Raw genomic sequence first — 13,658 nt, 5'->3', positions numbered from 1 at the left:
ACGGCGCAGGCACTCACGAGCGGAAGGTGACCGCCTCCGCCAGCTCTGCCCGGGGAATCGCCGGCCGAGGCTCGTCGGGATCGGCATATCCGATCGACATGCCGCAGCCGAGGACGTACCCGGCCGGCGGCTCCGCGATCTCCGCGACGCTGCGGTGGTACCGGCCCCACGCGATCTGCGCGCAGCTGTCGAGCCCTTCGCCGCGCAGCAGCAGCATCACGGTCTGCAGGAACATCCCCGCGTCCAGCCATTGCGGCGGAAGCATCTGCTCGTTCAAGTAGCAGAACAGTGCGACCGGGGCGCCGAAGCAGTCCCAATTCCGGACGCGGACCCGCTCGCGGCCCGCATGGTCCTCCCGGGCCACTCCGACCGCGCCGTAGCGCAGCGCACCCAGCTCTTCGAGCCGCCGCGCGTACTGCTCGGGCAGTTCCCGCGGGTAGGGCAGCACTGGCGGCGGATCGCCGGGATCGCCGTCGGCGATGCGCTGCCCGACCAGGTATTTCAGCTCGGCCAGCTTCGCGCCGGACAGGACGTAAACCCGCCACGGCTGCAGATTTCCCCCGGACGGGGCGCGCAAGGCCGTGGTCAGGACCCGGGTCAGGACTTCGCTGGGTACCGGCTCGCCGAGAAAACCGCGGACAGAGCGCCGGGAGCGCACCGCTTCGTAGACGTCCACGGTTTCTTGATGCTACTCAGATCGGCACCGCTGCATATCCGCCATTTCGCGGTTCCAGCTTCCAGCCGTCCGGCAGCTGCACTTCCGCTGAATCCGAAAATGTCGCACCGTCGAACAGAACTTCCTTCGCGAAGGTCGCGCCCTTGAAGGTGGTCCGCCCGGCGAAAGTGGTGTCGGAGAAATCCGCCCGTTCGGAGAACGCGGTGCCGGAAAACCAGGCGCGGTCGAGGAAAGTCGTTTTGCGGCAACGGAACATGCCGACGAGGCGGCCGGGACCGGTGCCCGCGGCGGTGAAGTAGACCTGCCCGGTGAAGACACATCCGCCGAGATTCGTGCTGCTGTACAGCGAAGCGTGCCGCAGCAGCAGACTGCCGATCCGGCGGTGGGAAAGATCGAAATACTCGAGCACCGCGCCGGTCAGGTCGAGGTCCGGCCCTGGTCCGTCCACATCGGACGGTGGCAGCAGGTCCCGGATCAGCCGTTGCGCGGTGAGCCGCACTTGCAGCTCGCGTTCCTCTTCCGGCGTGCCGCTCTTCTCGGACTTGGCATAGCGGCCATGCGTGAACGGCCGCCGCAGATAGGAACACAGCACGTCCAGCACGGTCTGCCGATACTCCGGCCGCGTCCGCGCCAGCCCGGCCAGCGCGTGCAATGCCCCGACGCGCACCTGATCGGCCTCGTGCCCCAGCAGTTCCACCGACTTGGCGAATCGCTCGTCGGAGATCCGCTCCCGGTCGACGTCGTGCCGTTGCTGTTCGATCACCTGCCGCGCTTCTTCGACGCGGCGACGGCGATCGTTGAGCCACAACGCGTACAGCGCCACGACCGCGCCACCGGCGAGACCACCGGTTTTCAGCGCTTCGCTACGGCTGGTCGCGGGGTCGGCGAGCAGCCAGCCGCCGACCCCGCACAGCAGTGCCACGGACGCGATCAGCGTCCACAGCAGCGGCGAGCGCACCGGATCAGAAGGCCAGGATCAGGTACAGCCCCACGCACGCACCGCTGCCGCGGTTCATGATCACCATCGTGCCGCTGGCGTCCTTGCCCGACAGCGTGCCGGTGATCCGGGCGCTCGTCGTGGCGCTGCCCGCGGTGACCTTTCCGAGCGTGAGCTGCGGGTCGCCGCTCGTGGTCTCGTCGATGCTCTTCTTCGACATGCTCTCGGTGCCCTGGCAGACCAGCGAGGTCGCCCCGGCCGCGTCCTTGGCGTTGAGCTTCGCGAGGAAGTTGTCGATGACCTGCTTCGCCTCGCCCGACGCCCCGCTCGAACCGGGGTCGTCGCTCGAATCCGTGGACGGCGACGACGAGTCGCTCGGCAGCGGGGCCTCCGACGACTGGGACGGCGACGGGGCCGGGGCCGGCGGCTGGGCCTGCGAGCTGCCCTTGTCGTCCTTGCTCAGGAAGAACCCCGGCGCGACGAAGCCGGTGATGCCCAGCGCGACCACCACGACGACCGCGACGGCGATGCCGATCCACAGGCCGGTCTTGTTGTTCTTCGGCGGCTCGCCGCCCGGTCCGCCCGGGTATTGCCCCTGGTCCCAGCCCTGCTGCGGGAACTGCTGGGTGCCCGGGTAGGGCTGCTGCTGGTACCCCGGGTACTGCTGCTGAGCGTTCGGGTCCCAGCCCTGCTGCGGCTGCTGGTGAGCGTTCGGGTCCCAGGCGGGCTGCTGCTGGTGCTGGGCGTTCGGGTCCCATCCCGGCTGCGGCTGCGCCTGGTTGGGGTCCCACCCCGGCTGCTGCGGCACCCCGCCCGAGCCGGGCTGCTGCCAGCCCTGGCCGTAGGGGTCCCCGCCCTGTCCGGGCTGCGGTGGGTAAGTCATGGTTCCGCCTTCCTGCTGCACCGACTCGCGCCGCGGTCTGACGCCCCGCCGGCTCAGGCGGTTCCGTCTCCGCCCCAGGTCTGCAATTGTGCAAGGCCGGTAAAGCTCGCACAAAAGCGGCTCCCGGCCGCCCCGCCCGGCAGGAGGAGGGGAGAACCGGGAGCCGCGTCCGTGCGCGCCGTCAGGTCAGCCGTTGGCGAGTGCCTGCAGCCGGTCGTAGGCGCCGTTGAAGGTGTCCTGGTCGAGCGGGCTGGAGGTGTACTGCCACACGGTGTAGTAACCCCAGTTGTACGGCAGCGTGCCCGCCGAGGACGCGTACCGCGCGACCCACAGCGGCGCGGTGCTGGAGAAATCGCCGTCGACGCACTGGCTCCACCAGTTCGTCGAAGTGTAGATCACCGGCCAGCGCCCCGTTTTCGCGTGATAGGTGTCGTGGAAGTCCTTGATCCACGCCGTCATCGCGGATTTGCTCAGGCCGTAACAGGTCGCGCCGTAGGGGTTGTACTCCATGTCCAGCGCGCCGGGCAGCGTCTTGCCGTCTCCCGACCAGCCGCCGCCGTGCGCGACGAAGTAGGTCGCCTGCGCCGCGCCGCTGGAGGTGTTCGGGGTGGCGAAGTGGTAGGCGCCGCGGATGAAGCCCTGGTTGTAGGAACCGTTGTACTGCTGCGCGAAGTACGGGTTCGTGTAGTTCGTGCTCTCGGTCGCCTTGGTCCAGACGAATCGCTTGCCCTGGCCCCACCAGTTGCCCCAGTCGACGTTGCCCTGGTAGCTGGCGACGTCCATGCCGGCGACGGTGGCCGCCACCTGGTTCGGCAGCGCGGCCGCGGGCTGCGGTTGCTGCGCGGCGGCTTTCGTGTCGGGGGTGGACTGATCCCCCTCGACGCGCCGGATCTGCGAACCCATGGTGTGGTTGTTCGCCTGGATGTCGGCGTTGACGGCGTTGATCTCCCGCGTCGAAAGCGGGGAAGCCGCCGGGGCGGCCATCGCCTCCGTCGACGCGCCGAGCAGGAGCGCGACAACCGGGACGGTCAGAGCGGACAGCAGCGCGGTGCGCCGCCCTCTTCGGGAAGTGGACATCGTCGATCCCTTCACAGATACCCTCGCGGAGGGCGGCTATGTGCAGGTAGCCGCCACGGGGGAGATTCTTGAGGACGAATCGTCGTTTGTCATCAAGTTCCGTGAAGATGAATGGGCGGGTGGGTGATTTTCATCGGGCGGTGATGACTAATTCGTGACGCCGTCACGAACGTTCACCCGAATGCCAGATTGCGTAGCGCTGTTTGGGCTCCGTTGAGCCAGTTCTGGTCCCCGGGCAGGGTCCCGCTGTTCGAGAACTGCCAGATGGCGTGCTGTCCCCAGCCCGCGGGAAGTTCGCCGATGAACGAGTTGTAGCGCGCGATCCACAGCGGATTCCCTCCGAAAGAAGGGTTGTTTCCGGTGCAGCGTTTCCACCAGCTCGTCGACGTATAGATCGTCGGCAGCCGTCCGGTGCGGGCGCGATAGGTGTCGGAGAACGCGCGGACCCACTCGACCATCCCGTTCGCGTCCTTGCCGTAACACGTTTCGCCGTAGGGGTTGTATTCCATGTCGAGCGCGCCCGGAAGCGTCCTGCCGTCGGCCGACCAGCCGCCGCCGTGCGCGAGGAAGTAGTTGGCCTGCGCGGCTCCGTCGGACACGTCCGGGCGCGCGAAGTGGTAGGCGCCGCGGACGATCCCGGCTTGGTAGGAACCGTTGTACTGCTGGGTGAATTGCCCGCTCACGAACCCGGTGCCCTCGGTCGCTTTCACGTACACGAACTTCGCGCCTGCTCCGGCCGCGGCGGGCCAGTCGACCGGGCCCTGGTGTCCGCTGACGTCGTGGCCGAGGTACTGATCTTCGGTCGTGTACGCGATGTTCGGCGCGCCCAGAACGCCTTCGTGCTTCGCGATTTGCGAACCGGCGTAGTTGTCCGCGGCCCCGGCGTAGCTGGGCGCCGCCTCCGCGGTTTCGCACAGGGACGTGCCGGTGATCCCGGCGAAGAGAACCGCGCTCCAGCGCAGCAGCAGATGACGCTTCACCCAGGACTCCTCACCGGACGCATGTACTCCTACTGCGTCACGATGCCCGGATGCGGGGGTTTCGGCGAATCATGATCACTCGGCAGAGTGGTCTGCCCAGGTCAGCGCCGCTCTTCGGCCAGTGCCTTCAGCAGGTGCTCGGCCGGGACGACGGCGGTGATCAGGTCGTGCGGGTTGATCGCGAGCGGATGTCCGGCGAGCAGGCCGACGATGTCGCGGCCGAGCACCGCGCGGGCGTGCGGCCATTCTCGCGGCACCAGCGACTTCGACGTGTACGCCGGCACCATGACGCGGCCGTCGGCGTTGTGGAAGCCGATCACCGTGCGCTGCACCGGGGAGAGGGCGTAGACCAGCAGCGTCGAGTCGAGGATGACGCGCGGCAGGTCCTCGGCGGGCCGGTGTTCGGTCCGGACCATCTGCAGCAGCCGCTCGAGTTCGTTGCGCGGCTCGGGAAAACCGAGCGCCTTCGGCGAGGGCCGGTACCGGTCGTTGGGGTGGAAGTCCTCGACGACCTCTCCCGTCCCGTTCACCGGATACGCGCCGACGACCGCCCATGACGGCACCGGGCCGCGGGCGTCGAAGGCCTCGTCGATGACGTACAGCCAGCTGTTCGGGTTGGTCCGCGCGTTGGCCCGCATCTCGGGAGTGATCTCGGGCTTTCCCTGCGGTCCGCGGCGGGGGTACGCGTTCCGGCGCGCGCGTTTGCCCGCCGGGGTCCGGGAAACCATCCGATCTGCCTCGTCCCGCTGCGCCATCGCCGTCCCTCGGTGCCGGGTGCCTGAAAGTCCGTCCGCGGCCACTCTACTGTTGTCGCATGGCCTCTTCGCGTTCGGTCGATCCCGCTCAGTTACGGGCGGCGGTGCTGGCCGTTTCGGACTGGTTGCGCGGCGCCGGACCGGATCCGGCACGGGCCGAGCTGGCCGCCGCGGTGCGCGCGACGCTGCGGACGCTCGCCCAGGACGCACCCGGGCACACGGTCGAGGTCCGGGTGCCGCCGTACGCCGCGGTGCAGTGCATCGAGGGCCCGCGGCACACCCGCGGCACGCCGCCCAACGTCGTCGAGACCGACCCGCGGACGTGGCTGGAACTGGCCACCGGCCTCCTGGACTGGGACGACGCGCTCGGCGCCGCCCGCGTGTCCGCCTCGGGCAGCCGCGCGGACCTTTCGCACTGGCTTCCGGTCGTGCGGATCTGATTTTCCGCGCCGATTGTTCTCTCAGGTGTGTCTTCTGAGGCACACACTCCGTAGAATCGCCTGAGCCGAGGCCTGTGCCGTGCTGTCCGGGGCAGGGTCTTGCGTGTACTTTGGGTGGTCGGATTCCGACTCCCAGTAGAACAAGCGGCGATGGAAGGGCCCTGGTCATGAACGCGGTAGGCGTGTCCGCCGGCGAGCAGAGCCTCGGCCCGACAGCGCGCCGGATGATCCTCGGCTCGCAGCTTCGCCGGTTGCGCGAGGAAGCCGGGATCACGCGCCAGCAGGCGGGCTACAACATCCGCGGTTCGGAATCCAAGATCTCCCGGCTGGAACTCGGCCGCGTCGGATTCAAGGAACGCGACGTCGCCGACCTGCTCACCATGTACGGCGTCTCCGACGAGGAGGAGCGCAAAGCGTTCCTCGACATGGTCAAGCAGTCGAACGAAGCGGGCTGGTGGCGCAAGTTCGGGGAGACGGTGCCCGGATGGTTCACCGACCTCGTCGGGCTGGAAGAGGCGGCGTCCCGCATCCAGATCTGGGAGCCGCTGTTCGTGTCGGGCCTGCTGCAGATCGAGCCGTACGCGCGAGCGATCTTCAGCCACGGCCGCCCGGAGATGGCCGACGAACGCGTGGACCAGCTGGTCGCCCTGCGCATGCGGCGGCAGAAGATGCTGGCCCGCCCGGACGCGCCGCGGATCTGGGCGGTGCTCGACGAATCGGTGCTGTACCGGCCGATCGGCGGCCCGAAGGTCTTCCGGCAGCAGCTGGAGTACCTGCTCGAGGTCACCACGCTGCCGCACGTGTCGGTGCAGATCCTGCCGTACTGCCGAAGCGGTCTGTCGGCGGAGCACGCGTTCTCGCTGCTGCGCTTCGCGGAGGCGGAACTGCCGAACATCGTCTACGTCGAGTACCTGACCGGCGCGCACTACCTGGACAAGCGCGACGAGATCGAGAAGTACGGCCGGGCGCTGGACCTGCTCGCGGTCGACGCGGAGACGCCCGAACGCAGCCGGGCCCGCATCGCCAAGCGCAAGGCCGAGATCTGAGCGCTCGTCGCCTCCCGCACTTCCTCCGATGAATTCTCCCCGTCGAGAATTCCCGCCCATCCGAGCGATGGGCAGTCGAATAGCGAACGCCCGGCCCGCATTCACCTCACCGAACGTGCATAAGTCCGGAAACCGCGTTCCGCCGACCCGGTTCTCCGTCTCGCGAAGTCCTGCTTCGGACGTCACGTTGAGTGTTCCCCATTCACCCACTGCACCCGGCGACGGCGAGTGGCGAACGCACTGCGTTAACCGACTGCCAATATCGTGACCCAAGGTAATTATTAACCCATTAGGGTAGTGCTCGAATCACCTGTCTGGGAACTTCTACTGAACCGTGTCGTCACGCAGTGAGAAATTTGCAGAAAATTCTGCACGTGCATTTACCGCTGCATGCGCGCGTGCTAGCGTCGAAGTCACAGGCAGATGCACATGCAGATTCCTGAGCTTTTCATCGTCCTTCCCGGAAGGTGGCATCATGGCTGAGCGGTTCGAGAACGGTATTCCGGCCGACCGTCTGACCGGCGCGCAGTGGCGCAAGGCGAGCTACAGCGGCGCGGTGGGCAACTGCGTCGAAGTGGCCCCGCTGGTCTCGGGCGAGATCGCGATGCGGAACTCCCGTTTCCCGGAGGGCCCGGCGCTCGTCTACACGCGTGCGGAAATGGCCGCGTTCCTCGCCGGCGCGAAGGACGGCGAATTCGACGATGTCCTCGGCTGAGGCCAGCGTCGCAGACTCCGGCTTCGACCTGGACCAAGGCCTGCAGCAGCTCATCGCCCGCGGCTACCAGTTCGTCCACCCGACGAACGGAGCGGGCGAAGTGCAAGCCGTGGTCGGGGTGCGAGTCCACGACAACGTGGTAGACGTGGTCCGCCTGAACGCGGAAGACGACGTCGAAGCCACTCGCCTCCCTGGCGGCGAGCAGAACATCTTCGCCCCGACGTCCACGCTGTGGCGCTCGCGCGGCGAAGCAAGCCAGGTACTGGGCGAAGTGCTGGCCCTCCCCGAGCGCCCATCGGCCGCTCCCGCAGCCCCCGCGAACGGCTGCTGGGTCCCAGGGCGAGGCGGCCGCTCGAAGTGGCTAGCTGCCCGCTGATCCATCGATCTCTCCGCGCGCTGTTCCCCACCGGTGCCCCAGATTTCAGGCCCCGTACGAAGTGGCCCAATCCACTTCGTACGGGGCCTGGCTCATTTCTGCCCTCCCCGCCCGCCGCACGTGCTTCCGGCCGCGCGCCGTGAGGGCCACCTTCACGGACTCTGAGTCCCTCAGGGTTCCCCTCACGACCCGCGCAAGTCCGTGAGGGGCCCCTTCCCAGACCTAGATTCCCTCAAGGAGCCCTTCACGGCCGCCCGCCCGCAGCCCGCAGCGATGCGCCCCAACGCCACACCGGGGCGCCAGCCCTCCACACCCCCAACGCGAGCGGACCTCCCAACCCCGCACCCCGAACCGCAGCCCGCAAACCCAAAGCCCCATGCAGCCACCCCCCGCCCTGCACCCCGATGCGAAGCCTCCCTGCGGTCTGAGGGTGGTTGTCAAGGCATCTTTCCCGCCTTGACAACCACCCTCAGACCGTCAGCACACTCGGCTTCGGGGTGCCTGCCAGCCCAACGACAGCAATGTCGCCGCCAGGCGACGAGCCGAAGACCCCTGCTCACAACACAGAGCACCGCTCACCACAATCTCCCCCGTAGTGGTCAGAACCACGCCGCAACCCCACTCCCCACCTCATCCACCCCTTACACTTGAACCCGGCCCGCCCACGTCTTCCTGGGAGCTTCCCGGTGGTTTCCGACCCCTCCGCCAGTCCTGCTCGACCCGAAGATCACGCAGATCAACCCGACCCGGAACCCCGTGAGGAGTGCGGCGTCTTCGGCGTCTGGGCTCCCGGGGAAGAAGTCGCCAAGCTCACCTACTACGGCCTCTACGCCCTGCAGCACCGCGGGCAGGAGGCAGCGGGCATCTCCGTCTCGGACGGCTCGCAGATCGTCGTCTTCAAGGACCTCGGGCTCGTCAGCCAGGTCTTCGACGAGCAGGTCCTGCAGTCGCTGCAGGGGCACATCGCCGTCGGGCACTGCCGGTACTCCACGACCGGGGCCACGATCTGGGAGAACGCCCAGCCGATCTTCCGCACTACGGACACCGGCAGCGGCCTGTCCTTCGCGCACAACGGCAACCTGGTCAACACCGCCGAGCTGCGCGATCGCACAGTCGCCGCGGGGCTGAAGCCGCACGCCGGGCTCACCGGGTCCTCGAGCGACTCCGACCTGGTCTGCGGCCTGCTCGCCGCGAACGCCGCGGACAAGGGCATCGAGGCCGCCGCGCTGGAGCTGCTGCCGACGCTCAAGGGCGCGTTCTGCCTGGTCTTCGCCGACGAGAACACCCTGTACGCGGCTCGCGACCCGCACGGCGTGCACCCGCTGGTGCTCGGCAGGCTGGAGCGCGGCTGGGTCGTGGCGAGCGAGACCGCCGCGCTCGACATCTGCGGCGCGTCGTTCGTGCGCGAGGTCGAGCCGGGCGAGCTGATCGCCATCGACGCCGAGGGGCTGCGCTCGTCGCGGTTCGCGAACCCGGAGCCCAAGGGCTGCGTGTTCGAGTACGTCTACCTCGCCCGTCCGGACACGTCGATCGCCGGCCGCAGCGTGCACGCCACGCGCGTCGAGATCGGCCGCAAGCTGGCCGCCGAGCATCCGGTCGACGCCGACCTCGTGATGCCCGTTCCGGAATCCGGCACCCCGGCCGCGATCGGGTACGCGCAGGGTTCGGGCCTGCCGTACGGCACCGGTCTGGTCAAGAACGCCTACGTCGGGCGCACCTTCATCCAGCCGTCGCAGACCATCCGGCAGCTCGGCATCCGGCTGAAGCTGAACCCGCTGCGCGACGTCATCCGCGGCAAACGCCTGGTCGTGGTGGACGACTCGATCGTCCGCGGCAACACCCAGCGCGCGCTCGTGCGGATGCTGCGCGAGGCCGGCGCGCTCGAGGTGCACGTGCGGATCGCGTCGCCGCCGGTGCGGTGGCCGTGCTTCTACGGCATCGACTTCGCCTCGCGCGCCGAACTCGTCGCGAACGGGGTCGACCTCGACGGCATCCGCCGTTCGATCGGGGCCGATTCGCTCGGCTACATTTCGCTGGACGGCCTGGTCGCGGCGTCGGAGCAGCCGAAGTCGCGGCTGTGCACGGCCTGCTTCTCCGGCGAGTACCCGATTCCGCTGCCCGAGGACGCGCTCATCGGCAAGCACCTGCTCGAAAGCATGGACGCCGCCGGTGGCGCGGCGACTCCGGTCAGCGCCGCCGGGTACGGTGCCGAAGACGCCGTCCGGCGTCCGTGAACCAAGCATGTCCAGTAGGGAGTCCGCTTCCGTGAGCGAGTCCACGAGCGCCACGTACGCAGCCGCCGGGGTCAGCATCGACGCCGGTGACCAGGCCGTCGAGCTGCTCAAGCCACACGCCGAGCGGGCCACCCGGCCCGAGGTGCGCGGCGGGGTCGGCGGTTTCGCCGGGCTCTTCTCCCTCAAGCTCGACAAGTGGAAAGAGCCGATCCTCGCGTCGTCGACCGACGGCGTCGGCACCAAAATCGCGGTCGCGCAGGCGCTCGACAAACACGACACGGTCGGCATCGACCTGGTCGCGATGGTCGTCGACGACCTGGTTGTCACCGGGGCCGAGCCGCTCTTCCTGCAGGACTACATCGCGGTCGGCAAGGTCGTGCCGGAGAAGATCGCGGCGCTGGTCGGCGGCATCGCCGAGGGCTGCGTCCAGGCGGGCTGCGCGCTGCTCGGCGGCGAGACGGCCGAGCACCCCGGCCTGATGGGCGAGCACGACTACGACCTGTCGGCCACCGGCGTCGGCGCGGTCGAGGCGTCCGCGCTGCTGTCGCCGGAGAAGGTCCGTCCTGGTGACGTCGTGCTCGCGATGGGCTCGTCCGGGCTGCACTCCAACGGCTACTCGCTGGCCCGGCACGTGCTGCTGGACATCGCGCGGATGCCGCTGGACGGGCACGTCGAGGAGTTCGGCCGCACGCTCGGCGAGGAACTGCTCGAGCCGACCAAGATCTACGCGAAGGACTGCCTCGCGCTGGTCGCCGAGACCGAGGTGCGCACGTTCGCGCACATCACCGGCGGCGGTCTCGAGGCGAACCTGGCCCGCGTGATGCCGCGCGGCCTGGTCGCGAAGCTCGAACGCGGCACGTGGACGCCCGCTCCGGTGTTCGCCCTGATCGGCCAGCGCGGCAAGGTCGAGCGCGCGGAGCTGGAGAAGACGTTCAACATGGGCGTCGGCATGGTGGCGATCGTGTCGTCGGAGGACGTCGACCGGGCGCTGGCGGTGCTCACCGCGCGGCACGTGCCCGCGTGGATCCTCGGAGACATCCAGCCCGCCGAAGACCCGGACGGTCCGCGCGCGGTCCTGTCCGGCGACCACCCGCGGTTCTGAAAGCCGCTTGCCCCGGCTTGAGACACTGAGGACATGGCGGAGGACGTACGCGTCGGCGCCCGGTTCGTGATCCCGGGCGCCGAACTGCGAGAGCGCTTCTCCCGATCCTCGGGACCGGGCGGACAAGGCGTGAACACGACGGACTCGCGCGTCGAGCTGTCGTTCGATGTCGCGGGCTCCGCCGTGATCCCGCCCGCGCTGAAAGAACGCATCACGGCCCGGCTGGGCGCCCGCCTGGTCGGCGGAGTGCTGACCATCGCGGCCAGCGAATACCGCTCCCAGCTGATGAACCGCGACGCGGCCCGGGAGCGGTTGGCGGAGGTGCTGACGCAAGCCTCCGCGCCGCCGCCGGCCAAACGGCGTCCCACCAAGCCTTCGCGAGGCTCGAAGGAACGCCGGTTGGCGGCGAAGAAACGGCGCAGCGACGTAAAGCGCGGCCGGGGTGGCCGGTACGACGACTAGCTCAGCGACAGGTGCACGCACTCACCGGCGACTTGGTAGCCAGCTCGCTGATACACCGTCCCGATTCCGACCTCGCCCGGCGTAAGAAACGCCGTCCGCGCACCGCGTTCGTGAGCGAGGCGCGTGAGGTGGGCGGTGATTGCCGCTGCGACGCCTTGGCCTCGATGGGACGCGGCTACTGCGATGCCGACGATTTCCGTTGTCCCGTAAACGATATCCAGCGCCATTCCGCCGCCCACGATGGTTTCGTCGTGTTCGGCTAGGACGGTCAGGTGTTCGCGGTTGCGTTCAATCTCAGCGTCGGACACCTCCGGCGACCCGCCGAAGGCGACGTTCTGCACGGACCGCAAGCGGCGGAATTCGTCGTCGGACGACGGTTCGCGCAGCTGAATGTGTTCTGGCGCAACACAATCCACGCGATCGTCGGCGGTGCAGGTCATCACCGGCACTCGGCGTTCGAGGGTAAACCCGGCAGTGGCAAGGGAATTCTCCACGTCGGGACCGGCGTCGGTGAAGAACTCCAGCCGGGGCAGGAGATTCCGTTGCCGGTAAGCGGAAATCAGGAGAGCGATCTCGGCGGAAGAGGGCTGCGCGCCGTCGTCGGGGATGGCGTAGTTCTCCATCGGATGCGAGCTGTTCCGGGCGAAAGTCGCCAGGAATGGGCCGATTCGCTGGGTGTCGCGGCCGATCGGTGCGGTCGCGCGGACGTAGGCCTGAAGGGCGGACATCTTGGGTGGAAGCCTTTCGGGGAAGAAGGAAGCACGAAAACCGGCAACCCAACGCCGGGCGCGCAGGCAGCTCAGGCCACGCGGCCGGAGTGGGCCGTGGCGGAGCACATAGGCATTCCTTCGTCCGAAACGAACTTCCCGTTCATCGTCTCAGACCGGGCAAGCGAATTACCGGTCTAGCGCAGCACGCGCCTGGTCGACGATCCGAGCCAGGTGCACGCCTCGCCGGACATCGCACGGATGCGTGGTCGTTCCGGACGCCACCATCGCGGCGAAATCGTCCAGCAGCGCGGTGTACGCCTCGTTCGCCGTGCCGGTCCGGCCGAGCGTGCGGAAGCCGTGTTCGCCGAAGACCGAGTACTCGACCACCGTCGGCTGAACCGGCAGGCGCAGGCTGAGCGTCGCGGTGCTCGTGATGCCGCCCTCGTGTTCAAGCAGGAGCTGCCACAGGTCTTCCGGACCGCGATGCGCGGCGAGGACGTTGGTGATCGGGCCAAGAGCGGCGTCGAGCAGGTCGAACGCGTGCGGGCCGATGTCGGCGAGTGCGCCGCCAGCCGGGTCCTGCCGCCAGGCCGAGGTCGCGTACTTGCCGGCGAGCAGTGCGCCGGACAGCCAGCGCACGCTGCCGCCTCGCCAGGCGCCAGCCGCGGTCACGCCGTCCAGCCAATCGCGCGTCTGCTGGGCGAACCGCAGCGTCAGCATCACCAGCGAAGCGACGCCAGCGGACGTCACGGCGTCGGCGAGCCGCTCCGCCGCAGCCAGGTCGGAGGCGATCGGTTTCTCCAGGATCAGGTGCTTGCCCGCCTCCGCGGCCCGGGTCGCCAGCTCGGCCTGCACGGTCGGCGGCACGGCGAACGCGAGCGCGTCGACCTGCTCGAACAGTTCGTCCAGGGCACTGGTCGGCACCGCGTCGTAGGCCTGCGCCAGCGCGGCCGCGGCTTCCGGACGGCGGCTCCACACCGCACTGAGCACGGTCCCTGGATGATCCGCGAGCCCGGGGGCGTGCACCGTGGTGGCCCACGGTCCGGTTCCTACGAGGCCGACGCGCAATTGGTCCTGTCCCACGCCCGGAAGTGTAGGTGTGTCCGCGGTCGCTTCCGGCGGAGCCTGCGGTGCGTTAACGTCGACAAGTTCTTCGCCACGAACGGGGGAAGCCGGTGAGAATCCGGCGCTGGCCCGCAACCGTGAGCGGCCCCGGGTGGGACCGCGAGCCGGATCGCCCGTCGTGGTCCGATCGATGCGAGGTA

Annotated in this window: 15 protein-coding genes, 1 pseudogene and 1 riboswitch; of the genes and pseudogenes, 8 read left to right on the top strand and 8 right to left on the bottom strand. The window is 68.8% G+C overall.

Annotated elements, in window-relative coordinates:
• Positions 1 to 13 precede the first annotated feature (13 nt).
• The 4 genes from SSMG_RS37200 to SSMG_RS37185 form a co-directional block, all read right to left on the bottom strand.
• Entirely contained in the window at positions 14 to 676 is a 663-nt protein-coding gene (locus SSMG_RS37200) for a nitroreductase (protein WP_009084786.1), read from the bottom strand.
• Between the two features lie 16 nt (positions 677 to 692).
• Entirely contained in the window at positions 693 to 1,634 is a 942-nt protein-coding gene (locus tag SSMG_RS37195) for a pentapeptide repeat-containing protein (protein ID WP_009084784.1), read from the bottom strand.
• Positions 1,635 to 1,638: 4 nt separating this feature from the next.
• Positions 1,639 to 2,496 (bottom strand): hypothetical protein, encoded by an 858-nt coding sequence (locus SSMG_RS37190; RefSeq protein ID WP_037716146.1) that lies wholly within the window; start codon positions 2,494 to 2,496, stop codon positions 1,639 to 1,641.
• A 186-nt stretch (positions 2,497 to 2,682) separates the two neighbouring features.
• The gene (locus SSMG_RS37185) at positions 2,683 to 3,573 is read right to left on the bottom strand and encodes a lysozyme (protein ID WP_037716144.1); all 891 of its coding nucleotides are present in this window, start codon (positions 3,571 to 3,573) and stop codon (positions 2,683 to 2,685) included.
• Between SSMG_RS37185 and SSMG_RS47425 the strand changes: the two genes are divergently transcribed.
• Positions 3,566 to 3,700: a hypothetical protein gene (locus SSMG_RS47425; protein ID WP_255409789.1), complete on the top strand. Its 135-nt coding sequence runs from the start codon at positions 3,566 to 3,568 to the stop codon at positions 3,698 to 3,700. The two genes, SSMG_RS37185 and SSMG_RS47425, sit on opposite strands and share 8 nt — an antisense overlap.
• A gap of 46 nt (positions 3,701 to 3,746) precedes the next feature.
• On the opposite strand, the gene SSMG_RS37180 is transcribed toward SSMG_RS47425, so the two are convergent.
• Both SSMG_RS37180 and SSMG_RS37175 read right to left on the bottom strand, forming a co-directional pair.
• Positions 3,747 to 4,553, bottom strand: a complete 807-nt coding sequence (locus SSMG_RS37180; RefSeq protein ID WP_009084779.1) for a lysozyme — start codon at positions 4,551 to 4,553, stop codon at positions 3,747 to 3,749.
• Positions 4,554 to 4,654: 101 nt separating this feature from the next.
• Positions 4,655 to 5,281, bottom strand: coding sequence for a type VII secretion system-associated protein (locus SSMG_RS37175; protein WP_009084777.1), 627 nt, complete (start codon positions 5,279 to 5,281; stop codon positions 4,655 to 4,657).
• Positions 5,282 to 5,472: 191 nt separating this feature from the next.
• Here SSMG_RS37175 and SSMG_RS37170 point away from each other — a divergent pair.
• The 7 genes and pseudogenes from SSMG_RS37170 to arfB form a co-directional block, all read left to right on the top strand.
• Positions 5,473 to 5,748, top strand: a pseudogene (locus tag SSMG_RS37170) (sterol carrier family protein); the annotation flags it as partial.
• Between the two features lie 167 nt (positions 5,749 to 5,915).
• Positions 5,916 to 6,794 carry a helix-turn-helix transcriptional regulator gene (locus SSMG_RS37165; protein WP_037354011.1) on the top strand — a complete coding sequence of 293 codons (879 nt, stop codon included), beginning with the start codon at positions 5,916 to 5,918 and terminating at the stop codon, positions 6,792 to 6,794.
• Between the two features lie 475 nt (positions 6,795 to 7,269).
• A complete protein-coding gene (locus SSMG_RS37160; protein WP_009084772.1) occupies positions 7,270 to 7,509 on the top strand; it encodes a DUF397 domain-containing protein in 240 nt (79 codons plus the stop codon).
• On the top strand, positions 7,496 to 7,885 hold the full coding sequence (locus tag SSMG_RS37155) for a hypothetical protein (protein ID WP_037716139.1): 390 nt from the start codon (positions 7,496 to 7,498) through the stop codon (positions 7,883 to 7,885). Before SSMG_RS37160 ends, SSMG_RS37155 begins: the two co-directional genes overlap by 14 nt.
• A gap of 686 nt (positions 7,886 to 8,571) precedes the next feature.
• On the top strand, positions 8,572 to 10,119 hold the full coding sequence (gene purF / locus SSMG_RS37150; RefSeq protein WP_037716136.1) for an amidophosphoribosyltransferase: 1,548 nt from the start codon (positions 8,572 to 8,574) through the stop codon (positions 10,117 to 10,119).
• A 31-nt stretch (positions 10,120 to 10,150) separates the two neighbouring features.
• Entirely contained in the window at positions 10,151 to 11,221 is a 1,071-nt protein-coding gene (gene purM, locus SSMG_RS37145) for a phosphoribosylformylglycinamidine cyclo-ligase (RefSeq protein WP_009084767.1), read from the top strand.
• A gap of 33 nt (positions 11,222 to 11,254) precedes the next feature.
• Positions 11,255 to 11,683 carry an alternative ribosome rescue aminoacyl-tRNA hydrolase ArfB gene (arfB, locus tag SSMG_RS37140; protein ID WP_009084765.1) on the top strand — a complete coding sequence of 143 codons (429 nt, stop codon included), beginning with the start codon at positions 11,255 to 11,257 and terminating at the stop codon, positions 11,681 to 11,683.
• Here the strand turns inward: arfB and SSMG_RS37135 are convergent.
• Positions 11,680 to 12,519, bottom strand: coding sequence for a GNAT family N-acetyltransferase (locus SSMG_RS37135; protein WP_199786093.1), 840 nt, complete (start codon positions 12,517 to 12,519; stop codon positions 11,680 to 11,682). The genes arfB and SSMG_RS37135 overlap by 4 nt on opposite strands.
• A 60-nt stretch (positions 12,520 to 12,579) precedes the next feature.
• The gene (locus SSMG_RS37130) at positions 12,580 to 13,476 is read right to left on the bottom strand and encodes a Gfo/Idh/MocA family protein (protein ID WP_037716133.1); all 897 of its coding nucleotides are present in this window, start codon (positions 13,474 to 13,476) and stop codon (positions 12,580 to 12,582) included.
• A gap of 47 nt (positions 13,477 to 13,523) precedes the next feature.
• Positions 13,524 to 13,654: riboswitch (cobalamin riboswitch) on the top strand.
• The last annotated feature ends 4 nt before the right edge of the window (positions 13,655 to 13,658 follow it).

Source organism: Streptomyces sp. AA4, from assembly GCF_000158875.1.
Lineage (GTDB): Bacteria > Actinomycetota > Actinomycetes > Mycobacteriales > Pseudonocardiaceae > Amycolatopsis.
This window is presented reverse-complemented; position numbering and strand designations above follow the sequence as displayed.